Genomic DNA, 12,338 nt, shown 5'->3' with positions numbered 1-12,338 from the left:
CCGATGAGCGAACTCGCGTCCCGCATCGAAGCGCGTATCGCGCGCGAGTGGCAGCAACGCGGCCCCTTTGCGTGGGCGATGACGCCGTTCGCGTGCGTCTTCGGCGCGATCGCGCTCGCGCGTCGCGCTGCGTACTCGCTCGGCTGGCTGAAGTCGGCGCGCGTTCGCGTGCCCGTCGTCGTCGTGGGCAACGTGACGGTCGGCGGCACGGGCAAGACGCCGACGGTGATCGCGCTCGTGCAGGCATTGCGCAGCGCGGGCTTCACGCCGGGCGTCGTGTCGCGCGGCTACGGCGCGAAGATCACGCTGCCGACACTCGTCACGCCGACTTCGAATGCAACGCAAGCGGGCGACGAGCCGTTGCTGATCGCGCGACGCACGGGCGCGCCCGTGTTCGTGTGTCCCGACCGCGTGGCCGCCGCCGAGGCGCTGTGTCTCGCGCACCGCGATGTCGATGTGATCGTCAGCGACGACGGCTTGCAGCACTACCGGCTCGAGCGCGACGCGGAGATCGTCGTGTTCGATCACCGGCTGGGCGGCAACGGCTTTCTGCTGCCCGCCGGCCCGTTGCGCGAACCGCTGTCGCGTAAGCGTGACGCGACGCTGATCAACAATCCGTACGACCGCGCGCTGCCGCCATGGCCGAACACGTTTTCGCTTGAGCTTGCGCCCGGCGACGCCTGGCATCTCGACAATCCGCGCCTGCGCCGCCCGCTCGCGCAGTTCGCAGGCGAGCGCGTGCTGGCCGCCGCGGGCATCGGCGCGCCGGAGCGCTTCTTTGCGACGTTGCGCGCGGCGGGCCTCGCGCCCGAGACGCGCGCGCTGCCCGATCACTACGCGTTCAGCGCGAATCCGTTCGTCGACGTGGACGCCGACGCCATCCTGATCACCGAAAAGGATGCGGTAAAATTGGCGTCCTGGCATGACGCGCGGCTGTGGGTCGTTCCCGTCGAAGCCACGCTCGATCATCGCCTCATTGCACTTGTTGTGGAGAAAGTCCGTGGACGCTCGCCTGCTTGAAATCCTCGTCTGCCCGATCTGCAAGGGCCCGCTCAGCTACGATCGCGCCGCGCAGGAGCTGATCTGCAACGCAGACAAGCTCGCCTATCCGATCCGCGACGGCATTCCCGTGATGCTCGTCGACGAAGCGCGTCAGACGGTCGAAGGCACGCCCGTCGATCTGAATCCCGGCTCGGTTGCGTGATTCGCGTGCCGACTCCGCGCCGATGATGACGCGCGACGAGTCGCCATAACGGGTACGTCGTTGTCTCGTTGACGGCGAGTGAAAGCACCGGACCCAAACGCGCCGCCGATCATGGCGGCGCTTTTTTCTCGCGCTTCGGGCCTTATGGTGGCCTTTTGCGTTGGCCTTTTGCGTTGGCCTTTTGCGTTGGCCTTTTGCGTTGGCCCTTTGCGTTGGCCCTTTACGTTGGCCCTTTACGTTGGCCCTTTACGTTGGCCTTTTGCGTTGGCCTTTTTGCGCTGAGCCCCTTTCGAGCTTCCTTTAAGTCGAGCCCAACACGGCCGCTCCACCGATGACCGATACCGATACCGATACCGATACCCAGCACACTCCGCCCTTCATCGCCGTCGTTCCGGCCCGGCTTGCATCCACGCGTCTGCCGAACAAGCCGCTCGCCGATATCGGCGGCAAGCCAATGGTCGTGCGTGTCGCGGAGCGCGCGCTCGAATCGGGCGCGCAGCGCGTGCTCGTCGCCACCGATGCGCAATCGGTGTTCGACGTCGCGCGCGCGCACGGCATCGACGCGATGATGACGCGTGCCGATCATCCGTCGGGCACGGACCGTCTTGCAGAAGTCGCGTCGCACTACGGCTGGAGCGACGACACGATCGTCGTCAACGTGCAAGGCGACGAGCCGCTGATCGATCCCGCGCTGGTGCGTGGCGTAGCGTCGCATCTCGCGGCCATGGACGGCTGCGCGATCGCAACGGCCGCGCATCCGATCCACGAGCCTGCGGACGTGTTCAATCCGAACGTGGTCAAGGTGGTGCTGGACGCGCGCGCCGTCGCGCTGTATTTTTCGCGCGCGCCGATTCCGTGGGCTCGCGACGCGTACCAGCCGCACTGGCCTGACGTCTCGCAGATGCCCGCGCCGCCCGCGCCCGCTGCCGTCTATCGGCATATCGGGTTGTATGCGTATCGCGCGAAGTTTCTCCGTACTTACCCGAGCTTGTCGATTTCGCCGATCGAGCAGGCGGAAGCCCTCGAACAGTTGCGCGCGATGTGGCACGGCGAGCGGATCGCCGTCCTCCTTACGCAGGACGCGCCACTGCCGGGCGTCGACACACCGGAAGATCTTGCCCGCGTACAGGCGTTTTTTAGGTCGTCTGTGTAAAAAGCCATGGCATAATCGGTCGTTCATGCGATTCACTCCGATATCGGTGCGCATCAATCGATATCGCCATTCGCCCGTAGTTTTAAGCCGCTTGTTCTGTCGTCTGTTTCGCAGCGCCGTATATGACGTGCAGCGCGAAGCCCGCAGCGAAGACCTGCCCGACGGAAACAGCGTGCAACGAAAAATCAAGAGCGCATGCTGCCGCAAACAGCGCGCAGTGCGCCGCACAGAATTCACATAGATCTGGAGATATCAAATGCGTTTGATCCTGTTGGGCGCTCCTGGCGCGGGCAAGGGCACCCAGGCCAACTTCATCAAGGAGAAGTTCGGCATTCCGCAAATCTCGACGGGCGATATGCTGCGCGCCGCAGTCAAAGCAGGCACGCCGCTCGGCATCGAAGCGAAGCGTTACATGGATGCGGGTGAACTCGTCACCGACGAACTCATCATCAACCTCGTCAAGGAACGTCTTCAACAGCCGGACTGCGCGAACGGCTACCTGTTCGACGGCTTTCCGCGCACGATTCCGCAGGCGGAAGCGATGAAGCAGGCGGGCGTGCCCATCGACTACGTGCTCGAAATCGATGTCCCGTTCGACGAAATCATTACTCGCATGAGCGGCCGCCGCACGCACCCGGCATCGGGCCGCACGTATCACGTGAAGTTCAATCCGCCGAAGGCCGAAGGCATCGATGACGTGACGGGCGAGCCGCTGATCCAGCGCGACGACGACAAGGAAGAGACGGTGAAGAAGCGCCTCGACGTGTATGTCGCGCAAACGAAGCCGCTCATCGACTACTACAACGACTGGGCACAGAAAGGCGACGCGTCCACTTCGCTGAAGGCGCCGCAATACCGCCGCATCTCGGGCCTCGGCTCCGTCGATGAAATCCGCGCTCGCGTGTTCGACGCGCTGAAGTAAGCAGCACCGCTTCGTCGCACAAGGCCACGCACGATACGAAGAACCCGCCCCTCACGGCGGGTTTTTTATTTGGCATTGCGCTTTGCTTGTCGACGTCGTTGCTCATTCGGAGCACTGAGCGGAGCGCCCGAAATATCGACGCACGCGTGACAGCCGTTGCCGTTTTGCGCGGATTGACGCGTCGGGTCGAGCCGTTAAAATCGTTCAGCGATAAATATTCGAATCATGCGATCAACGCATCCAATCAAGGAGAAGACATGGACATCAAGGACAACGTGTTTCTGATCACGGGCGGCGCATCGGGGCTCGGCGCCGCGACGGCGCGCATGATCGCGGAAAACGGCGGCAAGGTCGTGCTCGCGGACCTGAATCACGAAACGGGCGAGACGCTCGCGCAGGAACTGGGCGGCGTGTTCGTCAAATGCGATGTGAGCCGCGAAGACGATGCCGTGCAGGCCGTCGAAGCGGCGACGAAGCTCGGCACGCTGCGCGGCCTCGTCAACTGCGCGGGTGTCGCGCCCGCGATGAAAACAGTCGGCAAGGACGGCCCGCATCCGCTGCACTCGTTCGCGCGCACGATCTCGATCAACCTCGTCGGCACGTTCAATATGATTCGCCTCGCGGCCGCCGAAATGTCGAAGCACGCGCCGAATGCGCTCGGCGAACGGGGCGTGATCGTCAACACGGCATCCGTGGCCGCGTTCGACGGACAGATCGGCCAGGCCGCGTATGCGGCGTCGAAGGCCGGTGTCGCGGGCATGACGCTGCCCGTCGCGCGCGATCTGTCGCGCAATGCGATCCGCGTGATGACGATCGCGCCCGGCATCTTCGAAACGCCGATGCTGCTCGGCATGCCGCAGGAAGTGCAGGACGCGCTCGGCGCGATGGTGCCGTTCCCGCCGCGCCTGGGCAAGCCGAACGAATACGCAATGCTCGTCAAGCAGATCTTCGACAACCCGATGTTGAACGGCGAAGTGATCCGCCTTGACGGCGCGATCCGCATGCAGCCGAAGTGAGCGCAACGCGCGCCATACACGAACGGCCACTGCAATGAAAAACGCCTGCGCGTGTTCTGCGCAGGCGTTTTTCGTTTGGATTCGAGCGACGCGCCAACCGATCAATCGCGATCGTCGTGCGTGCGCTGCCGCAATTCGCTCAGCTGCGATTCGACGACTGTTGCGTCTTCGGCATCCGGCCTGTCGTCGAGATAGCGTTCGAGGTCTTCGAGCGCGGGACGCAGGTAATCCAGCCGCGCATATGCGAAGCCGCGATCGCGCACTTCCTCGATGTTCTCCGGCAACAGGATCACGAGACGCTGCTGAACGGCAAGCAGCCGCTGCCAGCGTTCCGTCTGCAGATACGTTGCTTTCAGGTTGCGCAGCATGCGCGCGACGACCTCGCGGCGCGTCGCCGGCTGCAGCAGCATGCGCAGCGCGCGGCTCACCGACTCGCCTGCCTTCGCGACATAGGGCTCAAGCATCTCGACCATCTCGTGCTCCGTCAGCGGATGGCCCGTGGTCGGATCGATCATCGCGTCGCCTTCGGGCAGCGTGACGCGCAGCAGGAAATGTCCGGGAAACGACACGCCGCGCACGGGAATATCGACTTGCGACGCCATCTCCAGATACAGCACCGCGAGCGAGATCGGAATGCCGCGCCGGCGCTTGAGCACCATGTTCAGGTGGCTGTTGTCGGGATCGTAGTAGTCGTTGACGTTCGCCGCGAAGCCCAGCTCGCGGAAGAAGTAGCGATTGAGAATGCCGACGCGCTGCTGGATGTCGGCGTCGTCGGGAATGCGGCGTTTGACGCGCAGCGCGAGTTCGTCTATCTCCGCGAGCACCGCTTGCAGATCGAGATCGGGATAGGCGTCCTGCGCGAGCGACAGCGCCGCTTCCGTGAGCGGAAACCCATCGTCTTCGGCGACGAGCGCGCTGAAATAATCGAGAACCCGCGTCATCGTGATCACTTCACTCGCCTTTTGAAATACGCGTACTTGAAGCCCATCAGCCACAGCATACCGAAATATAGCGCGGCGAACAGCACGAGGCACGCCGCCAGCAGCACCATGCGCTGCACCGGCTGGGCATGCATGCCGATCCAGTCGAAGTTGATCGCGAACCAGTGCATGACGCCCGCCAGCACGAGACACGCGCCGATCATCTGCACGAAGAACACCGTCCAGCCCGACGACGGCATATAGATGCCGCGCCGCCGCAAGCCGATGAAAAGACACAGCGCGTTGACGCAAGCGCCGAGCCCGACCGACAGCGTCAGCCCAGCATGCGCGAAGATCGGCACGAACACGTAGTTGCTCAACTGCGTGACGACCAGCACGAACACGCCGATCTTCACGGGCGTCTTGATGTCCTGCTTCGCGTAGAAGCCGGGCGCCAGGATCTTGATCAGAATGAGGCCGATCAGGCCGACGCCATACGCAGCCAGCGCACGTCCCACCATCACGACCGCGTTGCCGTCGAACTTGCCGTAGTGGAAAAGCGTCGCCGTGAGCGGCTCAGCGAAAAAGAACAGCGCGATTGCGCTCGGCGCGGCGAGCAGGAACGTCACGCGCAAGCCCCAGTCGAGCAGCGCCGAGTACTCGTGCGCGTCGGCATCGACGTGCGCCTTCGACAGGCTCGGCAGCAGGATCGTGCCGAGCGCGACGCCGAGCAGCGCCGTCGGGAATTCCATCAGGCGGTCCGCGTAGTTGATCCACGAGACGGCGCCCGGCCCGATATGTGACGCGATGTTCGTGTTGATGATGAGGCTGATCTGCGCAACCGACACCGCGAACATCGCCGGCACCATCTTCGCGAGCACGCGCTTCACGCCGCGATGCGCGATCGCCTTCAACGGATCGAGCCCGATGCGCGGGATCATGTCGATCTTCTTCAGGCCCGGCAACTGCACGACGAACTGCGCGACGCCGCCCGCGATCACCGCCCACGCGAGCGCGAAAACGGGCACCTTCATGTGCGGCGCGACAAACACGGCCGCGACGATGAACGCCACATTCAGCAGCACGGGCGCGAACGCGGGCAGCGAGAAGTTCTTGTACGTGTTCAGCACGCCCGACGCCAGCGACGTCAGCGAAATGAACACGATGTAAGGGAACATGATCCGCGTCATCGACACGGCCAGCGTGAACGCCTGGCCGTCGCTGCGCAGGCCGGACGCCACCACGAACACCACCCACGTCGCGCCCGCCACGCCCAGCAGGGAGAGAACCGCCAGCGCCCACGCGAGCACCGTCGAGGTTGCATCGACGAGCGCCTTCGTCGCGTCGTGGCCCTTCTGGTTCTTGAACTCGGCGAGGATCGGAACGAAGGCTTGCGAGAACGCACCCTCGGCGGAAATCCGGCGCAGCAGATTCGGGATTCGGAAAGCGACGTAGAACGCGTCGGTGTACTGGCTCGCGCCGAATGCGCGGGCGATCAGGGTCTCGCGGGCCAGTCCGGTCACGCGCGAAAGCAGCGTGAAGCCGCTGACCGTCAGCAGGGCTCGGAATAGATTCATGGGGCGCTTATTATACGGGTGCGTCCGGGGCGGTCAGCATGACAGAGTGAGATTCCTCGTAATCGGGACCGAATGGGACCGCGTTGCGCGAAATACGTTCGATTCGACGGCGAATTCGTGCGGAGATTGGCGTTTTTCGAGCCATCGTGGGGACTTGCCGGGCCGTCCGCACATGGCATCGGAGGCCTTCGCTGGCGCACGCGCTGCCGGCCCGCGCTCGTGCGGCAGCGAAGCCGCGACTGTGCGCGGTTGCCACGTGTCTGATTTTGTTGCTATAATCGCCCGTTTCGAAGCTCGCTCATCTTTCTGACCCACTCCATCGGAGTCGGAACGAGCGGGATTTCACGTAGTTCTCAGTTGTTTGTCTATTTGCGCCCTTGGGCAATCGCTCTCAGGGGTTCGATCTAAAAGCAGCGCCTGCCGCCATCAAAGGCAGGCAGCACTGGAAACAGGAACAGGATAAGGAACCGTCATGGCTAACTCCGCACAAGCACGCAAGCGCGCCCGTCAAGCCGCCAAGGCAAACTCGCACAACTCGGCGCTGCGCTCGAAGTACCGCACGGCAATCAAGGCTGTCCGCAAGGCGATCGACGCCGGCGACGCAGCACAAGCCGCTGAAATCTTCAAGGCATCGGCAAAGACGCTGGACATCATTGCCGACAAGAAAATCGTTCACAAGAACAAGGCAGCTCGCCATAAGAGCCGCCTCGCTGCAGCCATCAAGGGTCTGCAAGCGCCCGCAGCGCAGTAAATTGTCGAATCCGGCAGCTCGCTTGCGCGAGCTGCTTCCTGTTTCCGCTGCGTCATCAAAGCCCGCAATCGCGGGCTTTTTTGTTTTTCGCCTTCGATCGGTGATCACGCGCGAAGCCGATCCAATCGCGGACACAAAAAAACCCGCCGATGCGGGTTCCATTGTTCATCCAGCCTTCCGCCGATGCCGCCCGGACGCGGCGCCCGACTCAACGCGACGATGCTTTTTGCGCCTCATGCTCCGGCGGAAGCTCGCACGCTTCGGTGACGATCAAATCGTTATCCTTGGCGAAATTCATCACGAAGTCGAAAGCCATCGGCTCGATGTCCCGCAGCCGCGAATCGAGAATCACGCACTTCAGGTCGCCGATCATCGTGGGACGCACGTAGTGCGAATACTGAAGACGGGCGTTCGGCCCTTTCGCGCCCGGACCAAAACACGACATCACGCCCGCCAGTCGCTCCGACCAGTCGCTCGGACGAAACTTGCGCCCGGCCGACGTGATGCCTTGAATGAAATACTCGGTTGGGGGTGTATCGGCCATGTACGAAACCCTGTGTGACTGCCCGGCGAACTGCCAGTGACTAGCCGGCGAAAGATGGCTGCCTGAAAACGCTGTTCAAAACACGTCTTGCGACCACCCGAACCCACAGTGAATCCCGCATCGAGCCTTGGAGTCCGGCCGCCGCAGCGAGCCAGCGAGGGCGCTTCGGGCAGCGATCAGATGGCGCACGGTACGTGCGCATACCGGATGTGCGAAAGCCGTGTCCTGCAAGCGTTAAGCCTGCCTGCCGGGCTTTGAGAAAACTCCGAGATTATAGCGCAGCCAGGGTTTTTCCGCACTGCACACAAGCGCTCTGGAACAGTCCTTTGCACGTTCCGGCACATTGCCCCGGCCTTTTGGCCGACTCGTCAAAACATTCAAAATCCTTTATGCTGCCTTGAGTTACCACAAACGACGGCGGCCCAGTCCGGCGATTTCGCCCGGGTGAATCCGCCGTATTTGTTTCATGACCTCCAAGACAATCCGCCACTATCTGCAGTTCAACGACTTCTCGCTGGAAGACTACGAGTACGTGCTCGAACGCGCCCGCATCCTGAAGCGCAAGTTCAAGAACTACGAGACGTATCATCCGCTGCACGACCGCACACTCGCGATGATCTTCGAGAAGAATTCGACGCGCACCCGCCTGTCGTTCGAAGCGGGCATTTTCCAGCTGGGCGGTCACGCCGTCTTCATGAGCACGCGCGACACGCAGCTTGGCCGCGGCGAGCCGATCGAAGACGCAGCGCAGGTCATCTCGCGGATGGTCGACATCATCATGATCCGCACGTTTGGCCAGGACATCATCCAGCGCTTCGCGGAAAATTCGCGCGTGCCCGTCATCAACGGCCTGACGAACGAATATCACCCGTGTCAGGTGCTCGCCGATATCTTCACGTACTACGAGCATCGCGGGCCGATTCGCGGTAAGACGGTCGCGTGGGTCGGCGACGCGAACAACATGCTCTATACGTGGATCGAAGCCGCGCAGATCCTCGGTTTCAAGCTGCGCCTGTCCACGCCGCCGGGCTACAAGCTCGACCGTGGGCTGGTCTCGCCTGGAAGCGCGCCGTTCTACGAAGAATTCGACGATCCGAACCAGGCCTGCAAGGGCGCCGATCTCGTCACGACGGACGTGTGGACCAGCATGGGCTTCGAGGCCGAAAACGAAGCGCGCAAGAAAGCGTTCGCCGACTGGTGCGTCGATGCCGACATGATGTCGCGCGCGAACAAGGACGCCCTCTTCATGCACTGCCTGCCCGCGCACCGCGGCGAGGAAGTGAGCGCGGAAGTGATCGACGGGCCGCAGAGCGTCGTGTGGGACGAAGCGGAAAACCGTCTGCACGTGCAGAAGGCGCTGATGGAATTCCTGCTGCTCGGCAAGCTGAATCACTAGGCATCCGGGCAAACGCAGCAAAAGCCGCCGGATCGATCCTGCGGCAAGCAGTCCAAGGCAACACGCAGTTCAACGCGATACGCAGTTCAACGCGATACGCAGGCAAAAAGCCTGGCAGCAAACCGGCAGCAGACAGGCGGCAAGCGAAAGCGGCGCATCGACCATGTCCCGCGCCGACTCCCCAGCGGGGCGCACCGTTCTGCAACAACGCGTTGGCTCCCTGGCCGCCGCACCCGAAATCGCGGGACATGTGGCGGTTTAGTGTCAAAATATGATTTTTCCGCGCGCCGGACCGGCCGACGCGCTCAGTTCTCCCAGCTACGAGTTCACCATGAGCGATATCAACAAAGTCGTGCTCGCCTATTCGGGCGGTCTCGACACCTCCGTCATCCTGAAGTGGTTGCAGGACAACTACGACGCCGAAGTCGTCACGTTCACGGCCGATATCGGCCAGGGCGAAGAACTGGAACCGGCTCGCAAGAAGGCCCTGCAACTCGGCATCAAGCCGGAAAACATCTACATCGAAGACCTGCGCGAAGAATTCGTGCGCGACTTCGTGTTCCCGATGTTCCGCGCGAACACGATCTACGAAGGCGAGTATCTGCTCGGCACGTCGATCGCGCGTCCGCTGATCGCGAAGCGCCAGATCGAAATCGCGCGCGCAAGCGGCGCACAAGCCGTGTCGCACGGCGCGACGGGCAAGGGCAACGACCAGGTGCGCTTCGAGCTCGGCTACTACGCGCTCGAGCCGGGCATCAAGGTAATTGCCCCGTGGCGCGAATGGGACCTGCTGTCGCGCGAAAAGCTGCTCGCGTATGCAGAAAAGGCCGGCATTCCCATCGAAATGAAGCACAAGCAAGGCGGCGCACCGTACTCGATGGACGCGAACCTGCTGCACATCTCGTTCGAAGGCCGTCACCTCGAAGACCCGAAGGCGGAAGCCGAACCGGAAATGTGGCGCTGGACGGTGTCGCCGGAAGAAGCGCCGGATCAGCCGGAATACCTCGACGTCGAGTACGAGCACGGCGACCCCGTCGCGCTGAACGGCAAGCGCATGTCGCCCGCCGAAGTGCTGACCGAGCTGAACCGCCTCGGCGGCAAGCACGGCATCGGCCGTCTGGATCTCGTCGAAAACCGCTACGTCGGCATGAAGTCGCGCGGCTGCTATGAAACGCCGGGCGGCACGATCATGCTGAAGGCGCACCGCGGCATCGAATCGATCACGCTCGACCGCGAAGTCGCGCACCTGAAGGACGACCTGATGGCCCGCTACGCGTCGCTGATCTACAACGGCTACTGGTGGAGCCCGGAGCGCCGCGCGATTCAGGTGCTGATCGACCACACGCAGGAGAAGGTCAACGGCTGGGTGCGCGTGAAGCTGTACAAGGGCAGCGTGTCCGTCGTCGCGCGCGACTCGAAGGAGACGCTGTTCGACAAGACCATCGCAACGTTCGACGACGACGGCGGCGCCTACAACCAGGCCGACGCCAGCGGCTTCATCAAGCTGAACGCGCTGCGTATGCGTATCGCTGAAAACGCGCGCCGCAAGCGCGGCTAAGCGATAGAACGCTGCTACAAAAACAAAGCGCCGGGAGTTCAAACCCGGCGCTTTTTTATTTCAGGCTCGCTCAGGCTCGCGTCCGAGCGAAGCCGCTTTCAGACTCAAAGGCAAACCGGCTCGGCCTCCAGCTCGACACCGAATCGCTGCGCGACGTCCTGCTGGATCGCTTTCGCGAGCGCCAGCACTTCCGCCCCGCTCGCGCCGCCGCGATTCACGAGCACGAGCGCCTGACGCTCATGCACGCCCGCCGCGCCCATCGCGCGGCCCTTCCAGCCGCAGCGGTCGATCAGCCAGCCCGCCGCGAGCTTCACGCGTCCATCCGCCTGCCGATACGAGACGATCTCCGGCTCCTTCGCGAGCAAAGCGTCGAACTGCGTCGCGTCGACGACGGGATTCTTGAAGAAGCTCCCCGCGTTGCCGAGCGCGAGCGGGTCGGGCAGCTTTGCGCGGCGCACGGCGACGACGGCATCGAAGATCGCCCGCGGCGTGGGCGTCGCATCGCCGAGGCCGACGGCGGCAAACTCGCGCGCGATATCTGCGTAACCGGCGCGCGGCGTCCACGCTTTCGGCAATCTGAACGTCACCGACGTGATCACGAAACGGTCGCGCCCTTCCTGTTTGAAAAAGCTGTCGCGATAGCCGAAGCGGCAATCGTTGGCATCGAATTCGACCGGCTCGCCCGTCGCGAGCTCGATTGCGCGCAGCGACGCAAAGCGCTCGCACATCTCCAGCCCATATGCGCCGATATTCTGGATCGGCGCCGCGCCGACCGTGCCTGGAATCAGCGCGAGATTTTCGAGGCCTGGCATGCCCTCTGCGAGCGTCCACGAAACGAAGTCGTGCCAGTTCTCGCCCGCGGCGGCTTCGACGTACCACGCATCGGCGTCCTCGCGGACCAGCTTGCGGCCGCGCAGCCCGATCAGCAGCACGAGGCCGTCGAAATCGCCCGTCAGCACGACGTTACTGCCGCCGCCCAGCACGAGGCGCCGCAAGCCCGACACGCGCGGATCGCGCACGGCCGCAAGCAGTTGCGCCTCGCTTTCGATATGGCATGCGAGACGCGCGCGCACATCGAAGCCAAACGTGTTGCGCGACTTCAGCGGAAAGCGGGCGGTGAACGGGAGTAGATCGGACTCGGACATCAGGAGTTCTGGCAAGCGCCCAGCAAAGCGCGAACGGTACGGCGCAACCGGTTCGCGAGCCTTGGGCAAAAGGGAAAGGGGTCGGTAAAATGACACCGGTTCGTGATTATAGCGAGTGCGTCGCGCGTAGCCGCCTGGCGTTAGGCGGGGCG

12 protein-coding genes are annotated in these 12,338 nt (G+C 63.2%); 8 read left to right on the top strand and 4 right to left on the bottom strand.

Going from position 1 to position 12,338, the window contains the following annotated elements:
* The first annotated feature begins 3 nt into the window (after window positions 1-3).
* The 5 genes from lpxK to BMW76_RS13365 all read left to right on the top strand — a co-directional run bounded on the left by lpxK (window position 4) and on the right by BMW76_RS13365 (window position 4,295).
* Entirely contained in the window at window positions 4-1,020 is a 1,017-nt protein-coding gene (gene lpxK / locus BMW76_RS13385; protein ID WP_090865653.1) for a tetraacyldisaccharide 4'-kinase, read from the top strand.
* Window positions 1,001-1,204, top strand: coding sequence for a Trm112 family protein (locus BMW76_RS13380; RefSeq protein WP_007180583.1), 204 nt, complete (start codon window positions 1,001-1,003; stop codon window positions 1,202-1,204). The genes lpxK and BMW76_RS13380 overlap by 20 nt, the downstream gene beginning before the upstream one ends.
* Before the next feature lie 331 nt (window positions 1,205-1,535).
* On the top strand, window positions 1,536-2,357 hold the full coding sequence (gene kdsB / locus BMW76_RS13375; RefSeq protein WP_090865651.1) for a 3-deoxy-manno-octulosonate cytidylyltransferase: 822 nt from the start codon (window positions 1,536-1,538) through the stop codon (window positions 2,355-2,357).
* 256 nt (window positions 2,358-2,613) lie between these two features.
* On the top strand, window positions 2,614-3,279 hold the full coding sequence (gene adk, locus BMW76_RS13370; RefSeq protein ID WP_090865649.1) for an adenylate kinase: 666 nt from the start codon (window positions 2,614-2,616) through the stop codon (window positions 3,277-3,279).
* A 257-nt stretch (window positions 3,280-3,536) separates the two neighbouring features.
* On the top strand, window positions 3,537-4,295 hold the full coding sequence (locus BMW76_RS13365) for a 3-hydroxyacyl-CoA dehydrogenase (protein ID WP_090865647.1): 759 nt from the start codon (window positions 3,537-3,539) through the stop codon (window positions 4,293-4,295).
* A 101-nt stretch (window positions 4,296-4,396) separates the two neighbouring features.
* Here the strand turns inward: BMW76_RS13365 and BMW76_RS13360 are convergent, their stop codons facing one another.
* The gene (locus tag BMW76_RS13360) at window positions 4,397-5,236 is read right to left on the bottom strand and encodes a SirB1 family protein (RefSeq protein WP_090865772.1); all 840 of its coding nucleotides are present in this window, start codon (window positions 5,234-5,236) and stop codon (window positions 4,397-4,399) included.
* Window positions 5,237-5,241: 5 nt separating this feature from the next.
* Window positions 5,242-6,792, bottom strand: coding sequence for a murein biosynthesis integral membrane protein MurJ (gene murJ / locus BMW76_RS13355; RefSeq protein WP_090865645.1), 1,551 nt, complete (start codon window positions 6,790-6,792; stop codon window positions 5,242-5,244).
* Between the two features lie 472 nt (window positions 6,793-7,264).
* On the opposite strand from murJ, the gene rpsT reads away from it, so the two are divergent.
* Window positions 7,265-7,543 (top strand): 30S ribosomal protein S20, encoded by a 279-nt coding sequence (gene rpsT, locus BMW76_RS13350; protein ID WP_090865643.1) that lies wholly within the window; start codon window positions 7,265-7,267, stop codon window positions 7,541-7,543.
* Between the two features lie 208 nt (window positions 7,544-7,751).
* On the opposite strand, the gene BMW76_RS13345 is transcribed toward rpsT, so the two are convergent.
* Window positions 7,752-8,087: a DUF3579 domain-containing protein gene (locus BMW76_RS13345; protein ID WP_090865641.1), complete on the bottom strand. Its 336-nt coding sequence runs from the start codon at window positions 8,085-8,087 to the stop codon at window positions 7,752-7,754.
* Between the two features lie 466 nt (window positions 8,088-8,553).
* Between BMW76_RS13345 and argF the strand changes: the two genes are divergently transcribed.
* Together argF and BMW76_RS13335 are read left to right on the top strand one after the other, a co-directional pair.
* Entirely contained in the window at window positions 8,554-9,483 is a 930-nt protein-coding gene (gene argF / locus BMW76_RS13340; protein ID WP_090865639.1) for an ornithine carbamoyltransferase, read from the top strand.
* 331 nt (window positions 9,484-9,814) lie between these two features.
* On the top strand, window positions 9,815-11,041 hold the full coding sequence (locus BMW76_RS13335; RefSeq protein ID WP_090865770.1) for an argininosuccinate synthase: 1,227 nt from the start codon (window positions 9,815-9,817) through the stop codon (window positions 11,039-11,041).
* A 104-nt stretch (window positions 11,042-11,145) separates the two neighbouring features.
* On the opposite strand, the gene murB is transcribed toward BMW76_RS13335, so the two are convergent.
* A complete protein-coding gene (gene murB, locus BMW76_RS13330) occupies window positions 11,146-12,186 on the bottom strand; it encodes a UDP-N-acetylmuramate dehydrogenase (protein ID WP_090865638.1) in 1,041 nt (346 codons plus the stop codon).
* Window positions 12,187-12,338 lie beyond the last annotated feature (152 nt).

Origin of the sequence: Paraburkholderia diazotrophica, from assembly GCF_900108945.1 — a bacterium.
In the GTDB taxonomy this organism is placed as follows: domain Bacteria; phylum Pseudomonadota; class Gammaproteobacteria; order Burkholderiales; family Burkholderiaceae; genus Paraburkholderia; species Paraburkholderia diazotrophica.
Note: the sequence above shows the minus strand (reverse complement) of the source record. Positions and strands in the feature narration are given on the sequence as shown.

What these genes read in the sequence shown, in the direction of transcription:
- lpxK (WP_090865653.1), top strand. Translation starts at nt 4, where the DNA reads ATGAGCGAACTCGCGTCCCGCATCGAAGCGCGTATCGCGCGCGAGTGG.
- kdsB (WP_090865651.1), top strand. Translation starts at nt 1,536, where the DNA reads ATGACCGATACCGATACCGATACCGATACCCAGCACACTCCGCCCTTC.
- adk (WP_090865649.1), top strand. Translation starts at nt 2,614, where the DNA reads ATGCGTTTGATCCTGTTGGGCGCTCCTGGCGCGGGCAAGGGCACCCAG.
- BMW76_RS13365 (WP_090865647.1), top strand. Translation starts at nt 3,537, where the DNA reads ATGGACATCAAGGACAACGTGTTTCTGATCACGGGCGGCGCATCGGGG.
- BMW76_RS13360 (WP_090865772.1), bottom strand. Translation starts at nt 5,236, where the DNA reads ATGACGCGGGTTCTCGATTATTTCAGCGCGCTCGTCGCCGAAGACGAT.
- murJ (WP_090865645.1), bottom strand. Translation starts at nt 6,792, where the DNA reads ATGAATCTATTCCGAGCCCTGCTGACGGTCAGCGGCTTCACGCTGCTT.
- rpsT (WP_090865643.1), top strand. Translation starts at nt 7,265, where the DNA reads ATGGCTAACTCCGCACAAGCACGCAAGCGCGCCCGTCAAGCCGCCAAG.
- BMW76_RS13345 (WP_090865641.1), bottom strand. Translation starts at nt 8,087, where the DNA reads ATGGCCGATACACCCCCAACCGAGTATTTCATTCAAGGCATCACGTCG.
- argF (WP_090865639.1), top strand. Translation starts at nt 8,554, where the DNA reads ATGACCTCCAAGACAATCCGCCACTATCTGCAGTTCAACGACTTCTCG.
- BMW76_RS13335 (WP_090865770.1), top strand. Translation starts at nt 9,815, where the DNA reads ATGAGCGATATCAACAAAGTCGTGCTCGCCTATTCGGGCGGTCTCGAC.
- murB (WP_090865638.1), bottom strand. Translation starts at nt 12,186, where the DNA reads ATGTCCGAGTCCGATCTACTCCCGTTCACCGCCCGCTTTCCGCTGAAG.